General features: G+C 68.8%; 20 protein-coding genes and 2 pseudogenes. 19 read left to right on the forward strand and 3 right to left on the reverse strand.

The annotated features are described in order from the left end of the window. The first annotated feature begins 193 nt into the window (after window positions 1-193). On the forward strand, window positions 194-3,199 hold the full coding sequence (locus ACE1OC_RS04075) for a dsDNA nuclease domain-containing protein (RefSeq protein ID WP_407835837.1): 3,006 nt from the start codon (window positions 194-196) through the stop codon (window positions 3,197-3,199). 79 nt (window positions 3,200-3,278) lie between these two features. Here the strand turns inward: ACE1OC_RS04075 and ACE1OC_RS04080 are convergent, their stop codons facing one another. Beyond that, window positions 3,279-4,187 (reverse strand): phosphotransferase family protein, encoded by a 909-nt coding sequence (locus tag ACE1OC_RS04080; RefSeq protein ID WP_407835838.1) that lies wholly within the window; start codon window positions 4,185-4,187, stop codon window positions 3,279-3,281. A 32-nt stretch (window positions 4,188-4,219) separates the two neighbouring features. Further along, on the reverse strand, window positions 4,220-5,611 hold the full coding sequence (locus tag ACE1OC_RS04085) for a helix-turn-helix domain-containing protein (protein WP_407835839.1): 1,392 nt from the start codon (window positions 5,609-5,611) through the stop codon (window positions 4,220-4,222). 408 nt (window positions 5,612-6,019) lie between these two features. Here ACE1OC_RS04085 and ACE1OC_RS04090 point away from each other — a divergent pair, with 408 nt between their 5' ends. From ACE1OC_RS04090 to ACE1OC_RS04175, 18 genes and pseudogenes are all read left to right on the forward strand, one after another. Then, window positions 6,020-6,490 carry an ATP-binding protein gene (locus tag ACE1OC_RS04090; RefSeq protein WP_407835840.1) on the forward strand — a complete coding sequence of 157 codons (471 nt, stop codon included), beginning with the start codon at window positions 6,020-6,022 and terminating at the stop codon, window positions 6,488-6,490. 49 nt (window positions 6,491-6,539) lie between these two features. Next, window positions 6,540-7,232, forward strand: coding sequence for an HAD family hydrolase (locus tag ACE1OC_RS04095; protein WP_407835841.1), 693 nt, complete (start codon window positions 6,540-6,542; stop codon window positions 7,230-7,232). 8 nt (window positions 7,233-7,240) lie between these two features. After that, window positions 7,241-9,091, forward strand: coding sequence for a hypothetical protein (locus ACE1OC_RS04100; RefSeq protein ID WP_407835842.1), 1,851 nt, complete (start codon window positions 7,241-7,243; stop codon window positions 9,089-9,091). After that, window positions 9,088-10,038 (forward strand): thymidylate synthase, encoded by a 951-nt coding sequence (locus tag ACE1OC_RS04105; protein ID WP_266448482.1) that lies wholly within the window; start codon window positions 9,088-9,090, stop codon window positions 10,036-10,038. Before ACE1OC_RS04100 ends, ACE1OC_RS04105 begins: the two co-directional genes overlap by 4 nt. Beyond that, window positions 10,038-11,765, forward strand: a complete 1,728-nt coding sequence (locus ACE1OC_RS04110; RefSeq protein WP_407835843.1) for a carbamoyltransferase — start codon at window positions 10,038-10,040, stop codon at window positions 11,763-11,765. Before ACE1OC_RS04105 ends, ACE1OC_RS04110 begins: the two co-directional genes overlap by 1 nt. Beyond that, window positions 11,762-12,814, forward strand: a complete 1,053-nt coding sequence (locus ACE1OC_RS04115; RefSeq protein WP_407835844.1) for a glycosyltransferase family protein — start codon at window positions 11,762-11,764, stop codon at window positions 12,812-12,814. The genes ACE1OC_RS04110 and ACE1OC_RS04115 overlap by 4 nt, the downstream gene beginning before the upstream one ends. A 96-nt stretch (window positions 12,815-12,910) precedes the next feature. Further along, window positions 12,911-13,420, forward strand: coding sequence for a topology modulation protein (locus tag ACE1OC_RS04120; RefSeq protein ID WP_407835845.1), 510 nt, complete (start codon window positions 12,911-12,913; stop codon window positions 13,418-13,420). 31 nt (window positions 13,421-13,451) lie between these two features. Next, complete coding sequence (locus ACE1OC_RS04125; protein ID WP_407835846.1) at window positions 13,452-14,297, forward strand: class I SAM-dependent methyltransferase; 846 nt, start codon at window positions 13,452-13,454, stop codon at window positions 14,295-14,297. Beyond that, on the forward strand, window positions 14,294-15,058 hold the full coding sequence (locus ACE1OC_RS04130) for a phosphotransferase family protein (protein WP_407835847.1): 765 nt from the start codon (window positions 14,294-14,296) through the stop codon (window positions 15,056-15,058). Before ACE1OC_RS04125 ends, ACE1OC_RS04130 begins: the two co-directional genes overlap by 4 nt. Continuing rightward, window positions 15,055-15,711, forward strand: coding sequence for a histidine phosphatase family protein (locus ACE1OC_RS04135; RefSeq protein ID WP_407835848.1), 657 nt, complete (start codon window positions 15,055-15,057; stop codon window positions 15,709-15,711). Before ACE1OC_RS04130 ends, ACE1OC_RS04135 begins: the two co-directional genes overlap by 4 nt. Window positions 15,712-15,773: 62 nt before the next feature. Next, on the forward strand, window positions 15,774-16,553 hold the full coding sequence (locus tag ACE1OC_RS04140; RefSeq protein WP_407835849.1) for an aminoglycoside phosphotransferase family protein: 780 nt from the start codon (window positions 15,774-15,776) through the stop codon (window positions 16,551-16,553). A gap of 23 nt (window positions 16,554-16,576) precedes the next feature. Further along, a complete protein-coding gene (locus ACE1OC_RS04145) occupies window positions 16,577-17,578 on the forward strand; it encodes an NAD-dependent epimerase/dehydratase family protein (protein ID WP_407835850.1) in 1,002 nt (333 codons plus the stop codon). 25 nt (window positions 17,579-17,603) lie between these two features. After that, window positions 17,604-18,725: an adenosylhomocysteinase gene (locus ACE1OC_RS04150; protein ID WP_407835851.1), complete on the forward strand. Its 1,122-nt coding sequence runs from the start codon at window positions 17,604-17,606 to the stop codon at window positions 18,723-18,725. A 5-nt stretch (window positions 18,726-18,730) separates the two neighbouring features. Next, entirely contained in the window at window positions 18,731-19,309 is a 579-nt protein-coding gene (locus tag ACE1OC_RS04155) for an NUDIX domain-containing protein (protein WP_407835852.1), read from the forward strand. 12 nt (window positions 19,310-19,321) lie between these two features. Continuing rightward, a complete protein-coding gene (locus tag ACE1OC_RS04160; protein ID WP_407835853.1) occupies window positions 19,322-20,116 on the forward strand; it encodes a 3-deoxy-manno-octulosonate cytidylyltransferase in 795 nt (264 codons plus the stop codon). A gap of 408 nt (window positions 20,117-20,524) precedes the next feature. Continuing rightward, window positions 20,525-21,229 carry a SanA/YdcF family protein gene (locus ACE1OC_RS04165; RefSeq protein WP_407835854.1) on the forward strand — a complete coding sequence of 235 codons (705 nt, stop codon included), beginning with the start codon at window positions 20,525-20,527 and terminating at the stop codon, window positions 21,227-21,229. A 24-nt stretch (window positions 21,230-21,253) separates the two neighbouring features. Further along, window positions 21,254-22,873: pseudogene (locus tag ACE1OC_RS04170) on the forward strand (RHS repeat-associated core domain-containing protein); the annotation flags it as partial. Window positions 22,874-22,954: 81 nt separating this feature from the next. Continuing rightward, on the forward strand, window positions 22,955-23,383 hold the full coding sequence (locus ACE1OC_RS04175) for a hypothetical protein (RefSeq protein WP_407835855.1): 429 nt from the start codon (window positions 22,955-22,957) through the stop codon (window positions 23,381-23,383). A 137-nt stretch (window positions 23,384-23,520) separates the two neighbouring features. On the opposite strand, the pseudogene ACE1OC_RS04180 reads toward ACE1OC_RS04175, so the two are convergent. After that, a pseudogene (locus ACE1OC_RS04180) lies at window positions 23,521-23,701 on the reverse strand (IS701 family transposase); the annotation flags it as partial. Window positions 23,702-23,721 lie beyond the last annotated feature (20 nt).

Below are 23,721 nucleotides of genomic sequence, written 5' to 3' on the forward strand. Positions count from 1 at the left end.
CCGTGTAGCCCACACTGATCCCTAAGTTGTGGTCCCCACCGAGCCCCCGGGCTTTCACAGCGAACAGCAGCTCCTCACCCGACGCGGGCCACAGCAGGGAGCAGATCGCCGGCTGCGGGGAGCGGGGCTCAAGGGCGAGCACTGGCCCTTACGATCGCCGTTACGCGCGCCAAAGGTAGAGATGCGGGGGCTCATGAGGGATCCGATCGAAATCGACGCTCCGGACGACACGGGTTCTCAGACACTGGGCCGGTACGAGTACCAGACCCATGTAGCCGTCAGGTCTCTGCTCGAAATGCTGAGCGGGGGACCAGTCCTGCATGTGACCTGCGAGCACATCGAGGACATCGTGGTGGCCCGGGCCGATGGCGAAGGCACCGTGTGGGACTTCCTCCAGGTGAAGTCCCGTGACGGCGCAACGCCTTGGACCCTCGGCGGCGTGCTTCGCGCGGAGCCCTTGAAGAGCCTCTGGCGCAGCCACCAAGACATACGTGAGACGGTCGACCGATACCGCCTGACCATCGGCCTTGAGGGCGTTCTCAGTAGAACGGATCCTCACATCCTGGCCCTGGCACGCGGCGAAGGGGGCAAAGAACCGAAGCGCCTCGCGCGCGTTGCGAAGCATCTCCAGGCCGACAGCGGGGCGGTATCCGCCTTCCTCAGGAAGGTCCGCATCCAGTGTCTTCCCACTCGCGAGGTCATCGCGCTGGGCAACATGGAGGCACTGGGCGAGATAGCCGGCCCCGACGTAACCCGCGGGGCGCTCAGAGCCCTGTACAGAGACCTTCTGGACCTGGCCCGGACGGCAGCACTGGGTGAGCTTGGTCCCCGGCTGCCTCGGCTCCTCGGGCTCGAAGAACCTGGCATGCTGAATCCGCGCAAGAGAATCGACGAGACTCATCTCGCCCCCTTCCACCGCAGCATGGCCTCCCCCGACCTCCAGGCGCTCGTCCGTGCCAGCCAGGAACGAATGGTCCATCGCTGGGTCGCCTCAGGCATGCCACCACGGATCGCTAAGAAGTTCGCCGACGATGCTTCGGTCGGTACGCCGACTGGCAACCTCGCCTCACTCCCGGGGCATGGAACAGTGGTCCTGGAAGGAGACTTCGGATCCGGCAAGTCCCTGTTGGCCGAACGCATGCACCTCGCGGATATCGACACGGCCTTGGCGGACAGGGCGGCGCCCATCCCCGTCTACCTCCGCGCCAAGGACGTCCAGGGCGATCTGAGCGCAGCAGCGGAAACCGCAGCGCGCCGTATCGGAGACGTCCACGCCCGGGGGGCCCGCATCGTCCTGGACGGTCTCGATGAATCCGGCCCCGCCCGCAGCGAGGATCTGCTCCTTCAGGCCCGCGCACTCACCGCCGTGGCCCCTGGCTGGCGCGTACTGGCCACCGCCCGTCCCGGCCTCCCTCTCTTCGACGACGAGCGCCACACCTGCCCTCTGCTGGATGATGACCAGGTCACAGCACTCATCGAGCGCGCCGGTGGGAAGACCCGAGTGCTCAGGACTGCGTCAGAAGACGTGCGCGACGCGATCCGCAGGCCGCTGTTCGCCCTCATCGCGGCCGGTCTGAGTCAGAACGACGAAGAGATCCCGACTCAGCCGACTGGATTCTTGGACGCCCTCGTCGCCCATGCGATCCGCGGGGCCGATCAGCCTAACTCCGAAGTCCGACAGCTGCTGGCCCGGCTGGCCGTCGGGACCATCTCCGGGGGTGGACTCGTAGCCGCTGCGGATGTGGGAGGGGACACCGTCCAGGTGCTGCTCGACACCCGGCTCGTCGTCCGGGAAGGGCGCTGCCTCACTTTTGCGCTGCCTGTTCTTGAACAGTATTTCGCCGGACAAGCCGTTCTGTGCGGCGCCGTCCCCGAGGCATTGCTCAGGGACCCCGAGTCGCTGGGAAGGCTGCGCCACGGGCTTGCGCTGGCTGTCTCATCGAGCGGCTGGGAGCAAGCCACAGCCCTGATGTCACCCTTGATCGCCTCTTTCCCGGGAGCGGCCGCTTGGGCACTGCAGGAGGCCGTCCCCACCAGCACCGCCGAAGCTCCGTCGCCGCGTGCAGACGACTCGACCGTCACACAGCGCCTGAATCAGGCATGGGACTCCTGGATGGAGGCACTGGCCCCAGCCTCCGGTCACCTCTTTACCTTCTCGCCGGACCAAAGCCTGGACCTGACCGTCGACGCCCGGCTCGACGGCCGCACCCTCAGCGCAATGCTCCTCAAGCGGCGCGACGACGGATCAGTCCCGGCACTCGACATCCCGTTCGCCCTGCGCTACGCCGAACCACGCTCGAGCTCACGTCGGCCACTGGGTTGGTTCCACGGCCCGGTTGCCACCGACTACGGCGCCTGGCCATGGCGCTGGCCCCTGAGTCCCATCTCGAACGCGCTTGGCCGGGTGTGCACCCATCACTCCCTCGCGGTCACTGGCTGCCACCCGTACGACGCCGAGCGGATCTGGGCCATCGGGAAGCAACTCCTCAACCGCTCCGAGCGCGACCAGGCGCCCCTGCCCGTCGAGCTGGTCCTTCGCGAACTGCGGGGGCGACTCGCCCAGAGCGGTCCGTCAGCCCACCACATATTCACGAGTCGACTGCGCAGTCATTCGGAAGAGCTCTCCCGCCTCGGTTCCGAGCTGGAACTGGGCGCATGGTCAGGGGCGGACGGCCACATTCACCGGCCCTACCCCACGCCGGACCAGGAGCGGGAAGAGCGGGGATGGCGCTCGTACAGCCCCAGCCGCTTCCACTTGCTCACCACTCAAGTCCTCACCGCAATGCTGGAGATCCACTCAGCACTGGTGCATCAATGGCTCCCCCGACTGGCGCCGACTCTGAACTTGGCCGGCTTGTCCCCCGCCGGCATCGACGGAACCCTGCTCGTCTCCCGCGCCTCCGACCAAGACCCCGAGCTTCACGTCAGGCTCGTACGTCGGGACCAGGCTGACCCTGTACGTCTCCGGCTGGAAACAGCGGCCGACTTCGACACCTACGTGCCGGAATTCCCCACCGGTGCCACAGCGCCGATTCCCATGGACCGCGGCAGTTGGAACCGCTCACCGACCGCGGTGGTCCGTTCCGAGCCAAAGGTTCTCAAGGACACACCAGCCACCGACTACGCCTTCGCGCAGCTACACCGCGATCTGGCCCGTCTCCATCTTGCGAAGCCACCCATCTGGCACGACGAATTGTGAGGCCGGAAGTTTCCAGCGGCAAGGCGGGCGCACCGACGGACGCTGGCGCCCGCATCGCCACGGTTCGACACCGACCGGCTCAGAGGATGGACCAAGGGAGCTCGGCATCGCCCTGGCGCATCCCCTCGATTCGGCGTTGCACCTCCTCCAGCGTCCAGGGCGCATGGCGCACCTTCCGGGCGTTGGTCGTCACCATGCGCAGCTCGCGGATTCGGGCCAGGGTGTCGTACCCGCGCAGGCTTCTGACGTCCGATCCGTAGGCTTCCGCGAACCGGGTGTAGTGGTCCACCCCGTAGCCGAATCGGCGGCAATGCACTTCGACTGTCACACAGTCCCATTCGGGATGCCCAATTGCGATCGTGTCCCAATCACAGAGCACGGCATCACCACCCGCATGCAGGGCGTTGCGATGTTGTGGGTCGCCCTGAATCAGTCCCATGGGTCGCCCGAAAGTAACGTCCTTCAGTTCCTTTTCCAGGATGTCAGCCTGCTCCGAGAGGAATACGAGGTCCTCCGGAGGCAGCGTGGCGATCGAAGTCAGGGACCGGCGGATAGCGGTGACGTTGTCGTGCTGCGGAAGCCCAAGGTCGGGGACAGGAAGCGTGTGCAACGCCGCCAGGGGCCGCGCGAGCTGCACAGCGGCTACCGGCTCGGCCGGCTGGGGCAGGTAAGTCCAGAAGGTGACTGCGGCCCCGTCCACGACGAGGGGCTGCTCCACGGCTACGGGGTGAAGCGGCGCGGTGGGGAACCCCTTTTCCATGAGCCAGCGGACGAACCGCACCGTCCGTTCGACCTCCTGGTGTGGAGTGCCGCGACGGGCGATCTTCACAACCACCGGCTCGTGCCGCAAGCGGACCACTGCATTGGTGTGCCCGCGGAGGAGGTCAGCATCCCGGCAGTCCAGCCCGGCTGCCGCACCGGCCCCCTCCAGGAGGTACTGCAACTCGCTCTCGCTGTATCCGCCGGCAATCCGGTCCGAAGCTGTCATGCCCACAGGCTGTCTGATTTTCGGCCCGCCTGTCACATCGTCCCGGTCGGCAGTTCCAAGAGTTCACGTAGCTCCCTGGCGGCGCGGGTGCGCGCGTTCGCTCCGGGGAGTACCTCGATCACCCGGCGGGCCCTGGCTCCTACGATCGGGGTCCTGTGGGGTTCTGGCAGCGTCAGGTAGGTCGCGGAGGCCAGCTCGCACGCTTCCGTCGCGCTGCGATCGTGTGCCAGGCAGATGGCGCGCTCCAGGTGGAGCAGCGCTGGGTCGATGCCCGTGCGGGTTGGGTACAGGGCCAGGGCTTGTTCCTGGAACCGCCGGGCCCGGGAGCTCTCCCCCAGCGCGGTGTACGTGCCGCTGAGGTAGAGCATGAGGCGGCGGGCCGGGAACCCGAAAGCGTCGTCCTCTGGAGAAGGGGGAAGCCGGTCGAACAGGTCCTGGGCTTCCTGTGCTCGTGCTCTGGCCGCGGCAACGTTGCCTTGATGGGCGAGTGCCCGAGCCTCGGCTGCCGTTGCGAAGGCGGCGGTGGGCGACGGTCGGCGGTGCATGGTCAGGAGGCGGGCCTCGCGGGCCCACGCCACCGCGGCGTCGAGAGGCCCGTAGTAGAAGGGCAGCATCGCGGCCTGGGCCTTCACGCGAGCGCGGAGATCCACGTTCCCCGATTCCTCGGCAGCGTTTCGCGCTGTTTCGTACCAGCCCCGCGAGCGGCGAATGTCACCCAGTTTCATCAGTGAGTCGGCGATGAGGGTGGATAGGACTGCCGTCATCTCGGTCAGCCGTACGTGCACCGAGGTCGTCTGGCGCTCCTGCGAATAGCTTTCGACCTCGCCGAGTTCCAGGAGCAACTGGGCCAGCATCTCGGCCGGCGGCGTGTATAGGTACTCGCCCCTCATTAAGAGGAGTCGCTCCTCCAGCAGGTCCAGCTGGCCCGGCGACGTGCTGCCACGGGCCAGTGTCCGGTCGGTCGCCCGCCGAGCGCCGTCAAGGTGCTCACCGAGCGAATCGGGGGCTGCCCGCAATGACGGAAAGCCGTCGGAAGTACCGGGCCGTACCACGATCGCGGACGAGGGCTCGGCTACGGTGACATCGAGCTCGCCCAGGCCCAGTTCGAGCGGCGTCGCCTCGTAGTACCTGCACAGCAGTTCCAGCGTCGGCAGCCTCGGCGCGCGAGTCCCGGTTTCCCACCAACCTAGTTGGTTTCGTTCGACCTTCGGGGCCGAAGGCGCGCTCCCGGCCAGCAGCCTCATGCCCGCTGCGGCCTCGTCGAGCGTCTGGCCACGCGCAAGCCGGTGCGCCCGTAGCGGACTTACTCCGCAATGGTCGGCGATCGCCCTCGCGGCTTCCTTCGCCGTACCGCCCGCGGCCACGATTTCGGCGCGGATCCGCTTCGCACAGGATGGCTTGTGGGGCTGGGTCGGAGCGGTCATCGGATCTCCTCTTGCTGGGCAAGCATCCGGGATCGCTGCCCATCACCCTGGCGAGTATCCAACGAAGGCGTTGAAAGTGATGCGCGTTTCGTGAACTGACGCCACGAGTCCGTTGTTTGCTACGCCCGCGTTGCTTGGGCCTGCCTCTCCCAGCCGTCAGTCTGTCCTCCGCCCGCCGGAAGCTCGGGCCTTCGGCACCACAGGCGTGCGCACCCCAGGAGGAAGCGGTGGAAGGACAGCAGAGGCACAGCCCTGACCGTTCGAACGCGGAGCCGGTCCTTGAACTCGGGAGGGTGCCCATCCAGTCCGAGGAGATTCTCGTCGAGAACTTCCGCCGGTTCGACACCGGGGCCGTGACGCATCGCCGCGTGCTCGACGGCTTGCAACGGGGACTGTGAGGTGGCCGGGGTGGACTTCGCTGTCGAAGCCTCCGGGCGCCGCCGGAGCCTGGTTCTGGACTCGGACGATCGGGCGCCGGCCATTGCCCGCGCCTTCACCCACAAGACCCTGTCCGGGTGGGGCCTCGAGGACCTGCTGGACCGCAGCCTGCTCATCGTCAGCGAGCTCACGACGAACGCCGAGCGGCACGGCCGGACCCCTGGCAACGTCCCTGAGCCGGAATGCGAGCGCATCACCGTGACCCTCGCCGCACGGGAAGGGGTGGTGGGAATCGAGGTCGAGGACAACTCCCCCTCCCCTCCGGTCCTCAAGCCGAGCAGTCCGGACGCGATCGGCGGACGAGGTCTGCTCCTCGTGCAAGCCGAGGCCGACTACTGGATGGCCAGACCCCACGAGGACGGGTCCGGCAAACGAGTTCTGGCGATCGTCAAGCGCCCCACGGTCGACATCACGGACGGCACGACCTCCGCCATTCAGTGACTTTCACGGCCGGCCATTGGCCCGGCCCCTTTCCCAGAGAGAGCCGCACATGCTGCTGCACCCGTACGAGCCGCCCGAGCCGGAGACTCCACCACGGCGCGCGCTCATCTTCGACCTGGATGGTGTCCTGGTCGACACACTGCCCGTCATGCGGCTGGCGTGGCAGGTGGTCCAGGACTTCCATGGCATTGCCACGCCCTTCGAGGACTACGCGGCGCACCTGGGTCGTCCGTTCGCCGACATCATGGGCCTGCTGGGCATCGCCGAAGTCGAGGCGGTGCACTCGACGTACTCCTCGGCTTCGGTGGCAGCGGCTCCGGCTGCGTCGGTATTCGACGGCGTCCAGGATGCGCTGCGTGCCTTCGCCGTCGCGGACTGGCTGCTTGCGGTCGTCACCTCCAAGCCCTTGGAGCGGGCTGCTCCTCTTGTTGGCCGACTTGGTTGTACGTTCGCGGCGATACACACTCCGTCCAGCCGCGGTCGGGGGAAGCCGTCCCCCGACCATCTGCTGCTCACGCTGGTGGACCTCGGAGTCGACCCGGCCGACGCGATCTTCATCGGGGACATGCCGGCTGATCGCGAGGCTGCACAGCGGGCGGGCCTGCGGTTCGTTCACGCTGCCTGGGGGTACGGCGGGCCCGGCACCGCGGCCGATGAGGTCGCCCAGAGCCCGGCCGGTCTCCTGTCCCTCCTCAAAGACGGCTCTCAACCCATGACCGCAACCATCGGAAGCCCGCGGTGAGGGCGCCCATGCGCAGCAGGCTGGTGCTGGCCCGGGCAGCCGGCGGAGGGCAGGCGGCGTGGTCGCTCATCGGCGAGGCCGCGGTGAGGCACGCGAGCAGTGCGTCGATCACTACGCAGCAGTTGGAGACACTTCCCGTCGATCGGCGTGAGACGGAAACGTACGTGGAGTCGGTGATGGCCGCGCTGGAGGAGTTCAGTGCCCACGCCGCCCGGACGGCCGCCGGCGCCTCATGGCTGCACGTCCAGCACGTGCCTGTCCGCCGCCTGGTGACCCAGCTGGTGCGCAAGCTCCTCGCGCTGGCCTCGTGGGAGCCGTTCGCACAGTCACCCGGCCCTCTGGCTCCGGCGCCGTACGAGGGTTTGGTCAGTGTCCGTCCGACCAGCTCGCGTGAGTATCGCGCTTACACCGTCACCTGGTCCGGTGTCGCCTACGCGTTGGGCGCCCCGACGCCGCACAGTCCACCGTTCTCCGCCGGCCTCCGTCGGATCACCGCTGAGCTGATCTCGGAGGAGCAGGCCCCGGAGCCGCCGGCTGCCGTCCTGCCCAAAGCATCGGTGGTGGCCCTCTCCTGGTCCTCCCGGCATTGGCAGACGCTGCTACCGGTGCTGCGGGAGCTGGCCGCCGAGGGCAGGAAGTCCGTTCTGGTGGATCTGGCTTCGGATCCGGCCGAGCGCTGCCCGTCGACCGGAGCGGAGGCGGTACTCCTCCACTCCGGTCCAGCCGGGATGCTCGCGCAGACCGGCAGCGTCCCCAGCCTTGGTCTCGGCGCCGAAGGCGATGCCGGGAGCGGAGACGCGGGTGAGACCGTCACCGTGGCGGTAGGACCGCACCGGGTGCGGCTCGACCGGCTTGCGCGACTGGCTGCTGCCGTCATGGAGTCGAGCAACGGATGCACACAGCCGTCGTGGCGGGCCTCCGTTCACGCGGAGCTGTGGCTGAACGACCTGCTCGGCCAAGTCGGCCCGCACACGGTTCTGGTCAGCAACGACACCAGCCCGCTCGGGGTGCTCGCCGTCCACTCCGCCGAGGCGCGCGGGATCAACACGGTGCAGGTCCAGCACGGTGCTTGGACCTCCGAATCGGTGACCTGGCCGGCGCTGCACAGTCGGCACATCGTGGTCATGGGCGAACGGGACGTGGCCCCGGCACGCGCGTGGGCGCGTCACCCGAAGGCCGAGATCCACGTGCTGGGCCAGCCCCGGTTCGACACCTTGATCGGCGTCGACCTCAAGGCGCAACGCCGGTACCTGGAGAAGCTGCTCGCCCGAACCAAGGAGCCGCCCGGCCAGATCATGGTGTGGGCCTGCCAGCCGCTCTCGCCCGAACAGCTCGAAGCCCAAGCGGACCTTCTCGTCACCGGCATGGCGCAGGCCACCGACCAGTGGGGATTGGTCATCGCCCCCCACCCCGCCCAGGGCCCCGAAGCCTTCGCCGCCATCCTGCGAAGGAATCCGCAGGTGGCCGTGGCCGATGGAGCGGTCGGCGCGCGGGGCTGTTTGGCCGCCGCTGACGCCTTGGTCAGCGTCTACTCGACCTGTGGGATCGAGGCCCTGCTGGTCGACGTACCGGTACTGGAGCTCAAGCTGCCCGGCCAGCGGACCCTGGGTCTGGCCGAACACGGCCTCGCCCGCCCCTGTTCGGCGGCGGCCGAGGTCACCCAGGCGCTGGACCAGCTCCGCACCACCCATCTCGCGGTGACCCGCGACTCCGTCGATGCCGTGTGCCGCTGGCGCGGCAACAGCGCGCTCGATGTGGCCCAGCTCATCGTCGCCCGAGGCCGGCGAGCGCTCTCCGATAGCGACCCGCGCCATGCCACCGCGATCCCGCAGGGCAAAGAGGAGGAAGTAGTCCGATGACGGAACTGACGGCCGACAGCGTGGCCGAGATCTTCACCGGGGCCGTGGCCCTGGCGAGGACAGGCCAGCGCGTAAGTCCCCGCGGGATGGCCACCCGCGAGGTGCTCGACGTCAACTTCACGCTGACCCGGCCCCGTGCCCGGCTCTTCTACGCGCCTCCGGCCCGGATCATCAACCCTGCCTTCGCTGTGGCCGAGATGGTGTGGCATCTGTCCGGCTCCGACGCCCCGTGGGTCTTCGACTACAACGGACGGCTGCGGCAGTACGCGGATGACGGCGTCCTGCGGGGCGCCTACGGGCCGCGAATGCGCAACTGGGGCGGAGCCGTCGACCAGCTCCGCCGGGTCGTGGAGATCCTCCGGGAAGACCCGAGCTCGCGGCGGGCGGTGATCCAGCTCTACGATCCGGCGCAGGACGCCGCCGGTCACAGCGACGTGCCCTGCACGCTCGGCTTCCGCTTCCACCTGCGCGCCGGCCGCCTGGACATGTCCACCACGATGCGAGGCCAGGACGTGTGGGTCGGCCTGCCGTACGACCTCGTCTTCACGACCACCCTGCACGAGCTGGTAGCCGGCTGGCTGGGGGCCGAACTCGGCACGTATCACCACCACATCGACTCCCTGCACATCTACGAGCGCGACCTCGACCAGGCCGCCGGCCTCACCAGTGTGGCCAGCTACGAGATGGAAGCGCTGACCACGCCGTGGGAAGGGTTCGACAAGCTCCTCCGCCAGGTCGAAGACCGCGACGCGACCGGACACCCCGGATGGGACGCCGTGACGGAGACGATGCGCAGCTACCAGCTGTGGAAGGCCGGCGACCGGGAACAGGCCCGCCGGAGCGCCCAGGACATCGAGGGCCCGCTCGGCCACCTGCTCTCCTGCTGGTACCGCGAGCTGGAGCGGCGGAGTGCCGGCGCCGCCCGCCCGGGAAGAGGAGCGGCCTGATGGGAGCGAACACGCGCTCGCCTGCGGTCGTCCTCGGCCTGTGCTCCTTCACCCACGACTCCGCCGCCGCCCTCCTGGCCGACGGAGAGCTGGTCGGGTTCGTCGAAGAGGAGCGCCTCTCGCAGCGCAAGCACACGAAGGACTACCCGCGCCAGGCCATCGACTGGCTCCTGAGCGAAGCCGGGCTGACCGCGCACGACGTGGACACCGTCGCGTACAACTTCCAGCCTCTGCGGTATCTGGCCGAAGTTCCAGCCGCCGCGCGGCTGGCCCTCGCCACCGGCACCCGAGACCGTGCCCTGCACCGGGCATCCGGGTTCGCCAAGGTGGCGTACCGGACCCAGAAGCGGCTCCAGGACTTGGGGCGGCGGTTCCCGAATGCACGGGTGCGGCCTGTCCAGCACCACCGCGCCCACCAGCTGGCCGCGTTCGCCTCGTCTGGCTGGAGCGAGTCCGCGGTCCTGGTCGTGGACAGCCTCGGTGAACGGCAGACCACCACCATCGCCAGGGGCCTCGACGCGAATCGGCCCACCACCCGCACGCTGGAGGCGATCAACGATCCGGCCTCGCTCGGCTATGTGTACGGCGCGGTGACCGAGCACCTGGGCTGGCGACGTGGGGACGAGGAAGGCACCGTCATGGCGCTGGCCGCGCTTGGCGACCCCGCCCGCTTCCACAGCCTCTTCGCCCGCGCCGTCCGCACGACGCAGACCGGCTTCTTCGTCGACCCGTCGTACTTCCCGCCCCGGGTCCTGCACGGCGGGTTCGCCCGCATGACCCGGAGGTTCGTGGACGACACCTGCCCTCGCCGACAGCCGGACGAGCCGCTGCAGGACGTCCATCGCGACCTCGCAGCCGCCCTGCAAGCACGCACGGAGGAGGTCATGGTGCACCTCGCCCGCAGGGCACAACTGGTCACCGGATCCCGGCGGCTGTGCCTGGGAGGCGGGGTAGCCACCAACTGCGTCTCCGTGGGACGGATCATCGAGGCGGACGTCTTCGACGAGGTGTTCGTGCCGCCAGCGCCAGGCGATGCCGGAACCGCCATCGGGGCGGCTATTGCCGCGCACTGCGACAGCGGTAACAGCAAGGGCATCGCCGGAGTGACCCGCAGCTGCTACCTCGGTCCTACGTACCCGGATCCGGCACTCGACTTGTCCCCCTGGCCGGGCCTCACGCAAAAGATCCTCGGCACGGAGACTGCGGAGTTCCTGGCGGACCAGCTCGCCCACGGTGTGATCGTCGGCCTGTTCCAGGGCGCGGTGGAGGCCGGGCCGCGCGCCCTGGGCAACCGGTCGATCCTCGCCTCACCTCTGGAGCCCGGCGTCGTCGAGCGGCTGAACGCGACGGTGAAGTTCCGCGAGCCGTTCCGCCCCTTCGCCCCCATGGTCGTGGCCGAGCGCGCCAAAGAGTTCTTCACACTCGGGCAGGAGGCGCCGTTCATGTCCATGGCCTCCCCGGTCACCGAGGCCACACGCCAGCGGATCCCCGCCATCGTTCATGCCAACGGGACAGCCCGGCTACAGACCGTCACCGAGTGGCAGAACCCCTTCATGCACGAGGTGCTGACGGCCTTCGGCCGGATCACCGGCACTCCGGTGTTGATCAACACCTCCCTGAACGTGAAGGGCAAGCCGATCTGCGGCACCCCCGACATGGCGCTCGACTGCCTGGCCAACTCCGGCCTGGACGCTCTGCTCCTGGAGGGGAGGTGGATCACCAAGTGAAGATCGGATACAGCTTCTGGGGCTTCCTCGGCAACGGCATCACCGACACGCCCGACGGGGGCCGTAGCCACCGCCGGCCCCTGGTTGACGAGCTGCTTGCCCGCGGTCACGAGATCGTTTTCCTCCAGGCAGACCGCGACCGTCTCGAAGCCGGGGACGATCTCGCCAACACCTACGGCTTCGACGCCGGCCTGCCGGACATCGACCTGCTGTTCCTGGAGTGGCGCTGGCCGATCTTCGGCCGGAACACGACTCCCTGCGGCACTCCCGGGCACACCTGCGACTTCCACCGCCAAGCCCAGCTGGTGCGCCAGTACGCGCTGAAGCACAAGGTGCCCACGGTGATCTGGGACAAGGACCGTCAGCTGCGCGCCGACAGCATCTGGCGCCGTACGCCGCACGTCGCCGTGTGCGAGGCCGCCCTCGACCCCACCCCCGGCGCGCACCGGCTTCTCTTCCCCGTGGCTGACCGACTCCTCGATCAGGCGGACCCGGCTCTGCTGGCCGCGGCCCCACGCCACGTGGCGCTCGGCTACGTGGGCAACCAGTACGACCGCGACGAGTGGTTCGGCAAGTACTTCGCGCCGGCGGCCGCGTGCTTTGAGCACCGCGTGGGCGGTAAGTGGCCGAACACCACCCGCTGGCCCCACGTGAAGTTCCTGGGCCGGATTCCATTCGAGGAGGTCACCCGCCTCTATGGCGGCACGCTGGCCACACTGCTGCTGGTGCCCCAGCGTTATGCCGAGGCTGGGCAGATGACCCAGCGGATTTTCGAGGCCGTCCTGGCCGGCTGCCTACCGCTGGCTCCGTCCGACATCCAGGGAGCCGACCGCTTCGTGCCGACCGACTTGGTGGTGCGGGCCGGGAACCAGGTGATCCGGAAGATCACGGAGCTCCAGAAGATCGCAGGGACCGATCGGCACGTGCACCTCATCCAGGAATGCCTGGAACGGCTGGAGCTGTTCCGGCTCAGCCGGCAGGTGGACGCGCTGGAGACCGTGATGGCCACGATCACCGGCAGCACCGCAGTGCACCAGGGGGCTGCGTGATGCACAACGCCATCGGGGCTCTCGGGCCCGGATCATCCGATCGTGTTCCGGCGCACGTGCAGCCGGCGCACCAGGACACCCCTAGGGTGGAGAACCATGAAGAAGGTGGCCATCGTCGGCTGCGGCGGCAGCGGCAAATCCCACGTCGCGCGGCAGCTCGGCGCGATCCTCGACGCGCCGGTGACACATCTGGACGCGGTGTTCTACGACGACGCGTGGAACGCTCTGGATCAGGAGAAGTTCACGGCACTCCAGCGGGAGCTGGTGGCAGCGCCCAAGTGGGTGATCGACGGCAACTACAACTCCACGCTCCAGACCCGGTTGGAAGCCTGCGACACCGTGGTGCTGATGGACGTCTCCACCGTCGCGGCGCTGTGGGGCATCTTCTCCCGGCAGATCCGGCACGGCGCCGGGCACAAGGGCGACGGGGTGCACAACCGGATCCACTGGGGCGTGATCAAGTACGTCGCGACCTACCGGCGCGAAATGCGTCCACGGGTCATTGCGAAGATCGACGAGTTCGCCTGCGGTCATGCCGAGGTGGTGCTGCTGACCGGGCGTCGGCACGCCCGCCGCTGGCTGCAGCAGGTGGCCGCGCAGAACTGACCCGAGGCTCTGTTGGGCGGGGGGACGGCCGATGACCGTCAACCCGTTCCTCGACACCTCCCGGCAGGCAGACCTCTACGGGCACCCGAGCCGACTGGCCGGCCGAACCAGCGCGCTCATGCGCGCCAAGACCGCCGGCCGACCGGTACCCGAGACGATCGCCGACCTGGCGGCCGCCCACGGCAAGGGCCCGGCCCGCCGACTGGGCACGGTGGCCGACATCGGATGCGGTCGCGGCACCAGCAGCCGGGTGCTGGCCGAGCGACTGCGGCCGCTACGACTCGTGGGAATCGACGCGTCGGCCGCTCTGCTCGCCGCCGCCCGCGAGCGGGTCGGGAAGATCGCCGGCGTGGACGTGAGCTTCACCCAAGGTGACTTCCACCAACTGCCGATGGGTATCGGCACATGCGACGTGGCCGTGGCGGCGTTCTGCCTCTACCACTCGCCGCAGCCGGAACGCGTCATCGAGGAGCTCACCCGAGCACTGGCCCCACAGGGTCTGGCCGTCCTCGTCACCAAGTCGCTCGACAGCTACAGCGAGATGGACGGCTTGGTGGCCTCCTCCGGCCTCGACCCCTACGCCGGTGAACACGAGAGCCTCTACGCCTCCGCGCACAGCGGAAATCTCGCCGTCCTGGCCAGATCCTGCCTCGACGTGGTCGCGGTGGCTCACGAGGAGCACGTCTTCCGCTTCGGCGGCCACGATCACGTGGCGGAGTACCTGGCGACCAATCCGAAGTACGACCTGGCACCGGGCCTGTACGGCAACCCGGCGGCGCTGGCGGCCTCGCTCCACGAGTTCCTCCCGGATCAGCCCGTGACCACTACGTCCGTGATCACCTACGTGGTCGCCCGGCGCCGGAAGGAGCAGGCATGACCTTGACCCGTTTCACCAAGCCGTACGAGAGCACCGAGGCCGCCGATGCTGCGGCCCGGCATCACCGCTGGCTGGCAGTCCACGCCCCGTCGCTGCGGCAGCCAGAGCTGATCGCCCAGGGGCCGAACAGTCTCGCCTTCCAGTGGATCGACGGTCGGCATGCCCGGCCCGAGGACCTGGTGAGGCTCGCCGCGCTGCTCGGCGATGCCCACGGGGCGGCCTGGTCCACCGACCTGTACCGGGCTGTGCTCGACGAGCCGTACGCGTTCCGAGACGGTACGCCGTTCCCGGACTTCCTCTCCGTCCGGGAGGCCGTGCTGCGCCGGCGTCTGGAGCAGGGCCACCTGCCCGGCCGGCCGGCCCTGCAGATGATGCTCTCCCGGTTGGAGCGGGCTGCCGAGGGCCCCGCCGCCTTCTACAAGGACAGCAACCCGCGGAACTTCCTGCTCACCGATGACGGCACGGTCTTCACGGTCGACACCGACGATCTCGGACTCGCGCCGTTCGGCTACGACCTGGCCAAGCTGATCGCGACGCTGATCATGACGTACGGCCCCGTCAATCCCAGCGCGATCGACGAAGCCCTCGCCGCCTACAACCGGGCCTGCGCCTCGCACGACCCGCTCCTCGGCACGACCAACCGCGAGCGGCTCGACGACTTCCTCGCCCTGCACACCGTGCTGACCGCCCCCTACCTGGGTCGGAACGGCTACCGCTTCGGCCACCTGCTCCTCGTCACCCACCCCGAAGGCACCCCGTGATCACCACCGAATTCGTCCTCCTCCGACACGGCCAGGCCCAGTGCAACGCCGACGGCGTCGTCGGCGGACCGGCGACCTGCACCGGCCTGACCTACCTCGGGTACCAGCAGGTCGAAGGCGCCGCAGCCCAGCTGGCCGCCGAACACCACGCCCGCCCCTTCACGGCGCTGTACGCCGGCCCACGGCTCCGGCTCCGTCAGACCGGCGAGATCCTCTCCCAGGCCCTTCGCCTGGAGATGCGAATAGAACCCGGCCTCGACGGCCCGGTACACGGTGCGGCCGACGGCAGGCCGTGGTTCGACGTGAAGACCGCTGCCGACGGCGGACCGCAGGCCCACCCCGACACGCCCTGGGCGGAGGGCTCCGACACCTGGAACGGCTACCTGCGCCGGGCGACCGCCTTCCTTCAGGAGCTCGCCGAGCGGCACGAGGGTGACCGCGTGCTCTTCGCAGCCCACGGCGAGACCATCATCGCCGCGCACACCCTTTTCCTCGGCCTGCTCCCGGGGAACGGGGCCAGCTTCACGGTCTCACACGCCTCCCTCACCCGCTGGGAGCGCCACCTGAACCGGCTCGACCAGAGGCGGTGGCTGCTCCGCACGCACAACGACACCTCCCACGTGGCCTCCTTACCGGTGCAGGCGGCATCGTGATCACCGCCTTCGAGGATCCGCGGATAGAGCTCGCTCGGCAGACGATTGGAACTGTCCGAGTCGTGCCGGACCCGAGTCTCCCCGGACACCTCCTGCGGCTGGTCGACACCCGCGGCACCGCCTACCTCGCCAAACAGCACGTCCAGCCGGCCAGGTACGTCCAAGAGACCCACGCATATCTCACCTGGAGCAGACACCTCCCCAGGCAGCTGCCCGAGCTGGTCGGACGCCACGACGGCTCGCGCACCCTCCTCCTCACCGCTCTGCCCGGCCACAGCGCAGAAGCAGCCGAGCCCAACACTGCGGTGGAGGAGCAGGCGCACCACGAAGCGGGGCGTGCGCTGGGCCTGCTACACCGGGCCACGTCCGGGCCGACAGCGGGAGGCGGGGCGATCGGCGCCGAACTCGCCGGGCGCCTCGAAGCCTGGGTGGAGCGAGGAGACCGGGCCGACCTGTTCTCCGCCGTAGAGCGCCACCGACTGCTCAGTGTCGCCGGCCAGCTGTCCGGCACCCGCATGGACAGCGCCGTCTGCCATCTCGACTACCAGCCCCGGAACTGGCTCATCGGCGACGAGGGATTCTGGATCTGCGACCTGGAACACATGCGCCGCGACGCGCGGGTCCGCGACTTCGCCCGACTCGAGTTCCGGCGCTGGCAGGCGGCACCACGCCTTCGCGACGCCTTCTTCGCCGGGTACGGCGCCCGTCTCACCGGCACCGACCAACGGCTCCTGGAGAGCTTCGGCGCCATCGAAGCCATCACCGCGCTGGTTCGCGGCCACGAGCAGGGCGACCTTGCCCTCAGCGCGCACGGCCGCACCGTCCTGTCCCGTCTCGTCTGACCCCACACCTCATGGAGACCCCCGTGTCTGAAGCGACCGCCCCTGCACCCGCCGCAGCCCCGAAACTCCGCAGAGTGGTGGTGACCGGCGCCGCCGGCTTCATCGGCTCCCACCTCGCCGCCGCCCTGCTCCGCACGGGCACCACCGTCATCGGCGTCGACCGCCGAGACCCCGCCAAGGACCCCGGCGCGGCAGCGAACCTCTCCGCGCTGGGCGGCCTCCGCGGATACATACACATCCAGGCCGACCTGCTGGGCTGCGCGATCGACCCCTTCCTCATCGAAGCCGACGCCATCTTCCACCTCGCCGGAATCCCCGGCGTCCGGCCCTCCTGGGGTCCGCAGTTCAGCGAGTACGTGCAGTCCAACATCCTCGTCACCCAGCGGATCATGGACGCCGCCACCCGCATGAGGGTGCCCCGCATGGTCGTCGCCTCTTCCTCCAGCGTCTACGGCCCGACCAATGGCGGACCCAGCCTGGAGAGCGACCACCCGCGGCCAGCCTCCCCGTACGCGGTCACCAAGCTCGCCGAGGAGCAGCTCTGCCTCGCGCACGCCGCCCGGGGTGACTGCCCCACCAGCGTCGTCGCCCTCCGGTACTTCACCGTCTACGGCCCCCGCCAGCGGCCGGACATGTTCACCCACCGCGCCCTCACGGCCGCGCTCACCGGGCAGCCCCTCCGCCTCTACGGAGACGGCCACCAGCGCCGGGACTTCACCTACGTGAACGACGCCGTCGCGGCAACCATCGCCGCGGCTGGCGCCCCGGACGACGCTGGCATCCTCAACGTCGGCGGCGGCAGCGGAGCCTCCCTGATCGACGTCATCAACATCGCGCAGAGCCTGACCGGACGCGAGATCCAGGTCCAGCAGGGACACGTCCGTAACGGCGACGTCCTCGTCACCCGTGCCGACCCGCGCCGTATCCATCAGGTACTCGGCTGGCAGCCGGCAGTCGACCTCCATGCCGGGATGCGTGCCCAGATGCAGTCGCTCGCCCAGCCCGCGTATCCCGCGGCTGCCTGAGACCGCCCACCGAACAGGAGCTGCCGTGGACCGGACCGACAGGGCCCGACTCGACACCTACTTCCAGCAGATCACCCAGCGTTTCCCCATGCCGCGCGACATCACCTCCCTGGTCATCACCCATCTCCTCCCCGAGCGGCCGGCGTTCCTGGGTGCCTTATCGGCTGTCACTCGGATCGCGGCCGTCCTTCCGAAGCCGCGCTCCATCGACCAGGCGACCCTCGAAGTGGTCCGGGCCGTTCACCCGGTCCACGAGCTCAGCCGTATGCGGTTCGCCGACCCGGTCACCGCCCTGCACTTCTTGGAGGACGTTGCCGCCGGTCAGCAGGTGGTCCTGCTGGACATCGGCGGCTACTTCGCCGGCAGTCTCCACACCCTGGCCGAGAAGTTTTCGGGCCGTATCCTCGGCGTCGTCGAGGACACCGAGAACGGCCACCAGCGGTACGCCGCTCTCGACCGACTGCCCTGCCCGGTCGTGTCGGTGGCCCGATCGCCGCTGAAGGAACCCGAGGACCACCTCGTCGGCAGGTCGATCGTCTTCTCCACCGAGGCCCTGCTCCGGACTCGCGGCGACATCCTCACCGGCCGACAGGCAACCGTCATCGGCTTCGGCAAGATCGGCCGCTCGATCGCTCAGACGCTCAAGGCCCAGGACTTGCACGTCACCGTCTTCGACAACAGTCCCCTGAAACAAGTCCAAGCCCACTCCCAGGGCTTCCGGACTGCTGATTCGTGCCGGGAAGCAATTCGCGACGCCGGCCTCGTGATCTGCGCGACAGGCAACCTTGCCCTGCGCAAGGCGGACTTCGCCGCCCTGCGAAACGGTGCGTACCTCGCCGCGGCAACCTCGTCCGACGACGAGCTCGAACTCAGCGCGCTGAATGGGCTGTACCGCCGAAGAGGCACCACCAATCACCTCACGCGCTACGAGAGGCACGGACACAGCTTCCATCTCCTCGCTGACGGCGGAGCCGTGAACTTCGTACACCGCGCTGTCGTCGGCACGTTCATCCACCTTGTCCAGGGCGAGCTACTCGCCGCCGCCGCCTCGATCACGAAGGGCGGCATCGAACCCGGGATCCACGAAGTGTCCACCGACGACCGCCAGGACATCGCGAGGATCTGGCTCAAGCACTTCCTGAGGTGATCAACATGGCACTGTCCCGCACCCACATCCGCACCACCGTAGAGGCGTATCTCGCTCACAACCCCGGTGAGCGAGGAGCCCTCGCGCCTCTTTTCAACGCCTTGGACGGCGCCCCCGACCCAACGAGCCGCAGCACCGCTCCGGGGCACATCACGTGCGGCGCCATCGTCATCAACAACCGAAGCGAGGTCCTGCACATCCGCCACAAGGTCACGGCAAAGATGCTCGCGCCCGGCGGACACAACGAAGCCGATGACATCTCCCTCGTTCAGGCAGCCCTGCGCGAACTCACCGAAGAGGCCGGCATCCTGCCCACGGCGGTTTCTCCGCTCCCCGGGTTCGATGGCGTCCCGATCGACATCGACATCCATGACATCGACGCCAACCCCGCGAAGAACGAGCCGGCACACCAGCACTACGACCTGCGCTTCCCCTTCCTCTTGGCCGTCGGCCCCCACGCCGTCACCCTCCAGCAGGACGAGGTCACCGGGTACGAATGGCGTCCGTTCTCCCTCACCAGCAGCCCCTCTCTCCGCGGCAAGCTCACGCTCCTCCCTCCCGACCATCTCCGCCCCTCCATCTGACAGGAGCCACCTGTGGCCGCCACCACAGCCCTCGCGCGAGTCCGAGCGCGTAGGCACATAGCCGTCATCCCCTGCCGATGGGGCGCCTCCCGCTTCCCCGGCAAACCCCTGGCCATGCTCGGCGACAAGCCCATGCTCTGGCACGTCTACCAGCGCTGCCTCGAAGCGAAGCGACTCGACGACGCCCTCGTGGCGACGGACGACCAGCGCATCCAAGCCGCCTGCCAGGGCCTCGGCATCCCGTGCATGATGACCGGCGATCACCCCACGGGGACCGACCGCGTCGCCGAGTGCGCCAACCGCCTCCAGGGCGACGCCTTCATCAACGTCCAGGGCGACGAGCCATTTATCGACCCGGCGGCCATCGACGCCGTCTCCGAAGCCCTGGCCGGACTCGAAGCCGACGTCCTGGCCGTCAACGCCTTCGCCACGCTCGATGGCGCGACGACGGCCGCCGTGCTCGACCACAACACCGTCAAGGTCGTCATCGATCAGCGCGGCAATGCCCTGATGTTCTCGCGCCAGCCAATCCCCTACCCCCGCAGCGGCCGGGCGACGTACCTTCGCCAACTCGGCCTCTACGCGTTCACCAGGGCAGGACTCGCCGCCTTCCGCAGCCTCGGACAAGGGCCCCTTGAACAGGCCGAGGGAGTCGAGATGCTCAGGCTCCTCGAACACGGACACCACGTTCGGATGGTCCCGGTCAGCGATCACGGAATCGCCGTCGACACACCTGAGGACCTGGCACGCGCCGGCGCCTTCCTGGATCTGGGACGGACGGTAACGGCAAGTGGCGACCTGCGATGAGCAGCACTCCCGCACGCCTCCGGACCACCAACTCCAGGCGCAGCACCCGCGGCGCCCGACGAACACCACCGCCGAGGCCAGCTCCCACACCATCTCCACCGGCGCGAGACGGCCCAGGCCGCCCCGGCCCACCAGGTCGAGGCGTCCACTGGGCAGCAGTCGTCGCCCGTCTCCTCGGGCAGGCCGGCTGCAGTCAGGTTCACGCATTCATCTCCGGTAGCAGCACGAGACGACCTGCGGATTTCAGCACACTGAGTGATGTTGGTCATGCTCCGAGGCCAGCTGGGAACCAAGTGAGGTGTCCTTCGTTTGTCAGAGCGGTGGAAGCTGTCGAAACGGCAGGGACAGCCGAGACACACAAACCGCCGCCGTTGAGTACGGCGGCCGATGAACCGGGGGGTCACTGTCATGCGCCTGCCGCGCCTGCGCCCGATCGACATCCAAAGGCCGCTCCTGCCTCGCACCCGCGCGGGGCAGCGGCGGGCCGTGCAGGCGGTGATGTTGCTGTGCGTGCTCGCGCTGCTGCCCGCGACGTGGATGTTCACGGTGGCGGACGGCCGCCTGCGGACGGCGGCCGACGTCCCGCGTACTGATGTGGCCGTAGTCTTCGGCGCCGGCCTTATGTGGAACGGCGAGCCCTCGATGTACCTCGCCAACCGACTCAACGCGGCGGCGGACCTGTACCACAAGGGACGCGTCGAAGTGGTTCTGGTCACCGGCGACAACAGCAGCCATCTCTACGACGAGCCAAGCGCCATGCGCACCTACCTCACCCATAATGGCGTGCCCGACGCCCGTATCGTCAGCGACTACGCCGGCTTCGACACCTGGGACTCCTGCGTGCGCGCCAAGAAGATCTTCGGCGTCGACCGCGCGATCCTCGTAAGTCAGGGCTTCCACATCCGGCGGGCGGTCGCCCTATGCCAGGAAGCGGGCATCGACTCGTACGGCGTAAGTGCGGTCGACCACCAGGACGCGCTCTGGTATTACGGCACGACACGCGAACTATTCGCCGCAGACAAGGCAGCCGTGGACGCCCTGTTCGAGCCGGAACCGCAGTTCCTCGGGCCGAAGGAACCGGGGGTGGCACGGGCGCTAGCCGATGGCCGGTAACACGAAAAGGCCCGGCCCCCGCTCGATGCCGACGGCGGTGTCACAACCACCGAGTACGACCTGCTCAACCGTCCGGTCAAGGTCACGGACAACGCTCCGTCGACCGTGACGTACACCTACGACCACGCGGTCGAGCCGCGCGGTCTCGCCACGAAGACCACCGACTCCGTCGCCGGTTCCTTCGCGGTCACCTACAACGCCGACGGCTCGGTCACCTCCGAGAAGCTGCCCGGCGGCTTCACCCTGACCCAGCGGGAGGACACCTCCGGTGCGGCGGTCGAGCGCAAGTACACGCGCGACAGCGACGGCTCGCTGGTCTACTCGGACACGATCAACCAGTCGATCCACTCGCAGAGCACCACTCACACCGGCTGGTCCGGCCAGTCGTACCAGTACGACAAGACCGGCTGTCTGCTGACGGTGGAGGACACCGCCGACACCGTCTGCACCCGCCGTACGTACGGCTTCGACGCGCGGACCAACCGCACGTCGCTGACCACCGCGACCGGCACCCCGGGTGCGGAATGCCCCGCCAGCGGAGGCACCACCACCACCCACGCGTACGACAGCGCCAGCCGCCTGGTCGACTCCGGCTACGTCTACGACGCCTTCGGCCGGACCACCACGGCGCCCGGCAACGGCACCATCGGCTACTACGCCAACGACCTGGTCCACCAGCAGACGTCGGGCTCCGAGCGCCAGACCTGGCAGCTCGACTCCGCCCTGCGCTTCCGCTCGTTCAAGACCGAGACCGGCAGCGGCTCCACTTGGACCCAGACGGCCTCCAAGGTCAACCACTACGACGGCGACGGCGACAACCCGCGCTGGATCACCGAGGACACCGCCACCGGGACGCTGACCCGCAACGTGGACTCGGCCTCCGGCGACCTGGGCGCGACCACGAGCAAGACTGGTGACGTCGTCCTGCAGGTCACCAACCTGCACAGCGACGTGGCCCTGCAGCTGCCGCTGGACCTCTCCAAGGCGCCCGTCGCCCTGGAGTCGGACGAGTACGGCAAGCCCCGGGCGGGTCAGCCCGAGGCGCGCTACGGCTGGCTGGGCGGCAAGCAGCGGTCCGCGGAGACCCTGACGGGCCTGACCCTGATGGGCGTCCGGCTCTACAACCCCGCCTCCGGCCGCTTCCTGTCCGCCGACCCGGTGTACGGAGGCAATGCCAACGCCTACGACTACTGCTACGGGCAGCCCACGAACTGCTCCGACCTCGACGGCAAGTGGGCCTGGCTCGCGGTGGGCGCAGCGGCCTGGGCCTGCTCCAAGTGGTGCCCGGGCAAGAACACGCGCCGCATCGCCGGCGTGGTGTCGATGGTGTCCGGCGGCGGGTTCCTGCGCAGCATGGCGATCAAGGGCGGTGCACGGCTCCTGGCGAAGCGCTCGGTCAAGAACAGCATCCAGACCAAGCGCGGCTACCGGGTCGACGTCCGCGGCAAGAAGCCCCACTACAACAAGTGGGGTGCCCGGCCCAAGGGCAAGGGTCTTGGCACCCACTGGCGCCGCCTCCGCTACAAGAACAAGCACATGGGCTTCCCCCACGTGCAGTACTACCGGGGCGGCAAGAAGTACAGCAAGTGGGCCTACCGGCCGGGTCTCCGGCACATCTGGGGCGCCTGGCGCTCTCTCCGATGAGCTGATGTGACACTCGGGGGTGCGGGCCGGGCTGCGGCCCGTCCCGCACCTCTGACTTGCTCCGACACGAAAGGTTGCGCCATGTGGGATGGCTGTACACCGGTCCTGGGCGCGGAGCCCGATCCGCCCAGGCGGGAGATCACCGCCTGGCAGATCCCGGGCATCGGGGAGATGGACATCGAGTCCGAGGGGTACCGGATGTCGGTGCTGCCCACCGACGGGACCCTGCGGGTTGAGCTGGCGTTCTCCGGCGCGTATGCGGAATCCGAGACGGCACCCTACCGCCCGCTGGGACCCATGGTCCTGTCGTTGGAAGGCGTGCTCTCTCTCGGCCTCGACACTCCCGGAGCCCCTGCCGACCCGCTGTGGAAGCGAGTGCTCCGGGGAGATCCCCAGGATGAGCTCCTGCGGATGGCCTGGGACGAGAAGGGCGACGTCCTGCACGTGCGGGACGGCGGTACGACCCTCTCCTTCCAGGGCGGCACCTGGCGCTGGCGGCCGGCCGGGTAGCCCGCATCCCGGGCCTGCTCCGGCTCAGGACTTCAGTCGGTCGGCCACCAGCTGCTTGAAGGCGTCCGGGGTGACGGAACCGATGCCCTTGCGGACAGCACGTGTTTCGCGTCCGCCTTGCCGTACGGCCGCACCGCCACCCCGTGCGGAGTCCGGTGACCTGCATACTCAGCCAGCTGCCAGCCATTCTTCCGGGCCACCTGAGCCAGCAGCCCCCGCAGGTAATCCCCGCCACCGCAGATCTGCCCGCCCGAACCGGCCCGCCGCCCGCGCGAACACCGACTCCAACTCAGCGGCCCACGCCACCCCATCCGCCATCCGCGGGCTGGATCGGAGGC

Origin of the sequence: Streptomyces stoeckheimensis (assembly GCF_045822005.1) — a bacterium.
Classification (GTDB): Bacteria; Actinomycetota; Actinomycetes; order Streptomycetales; family Streptomycetaceae; genus Streptomyces; species Streptomyces stoeckheimensis.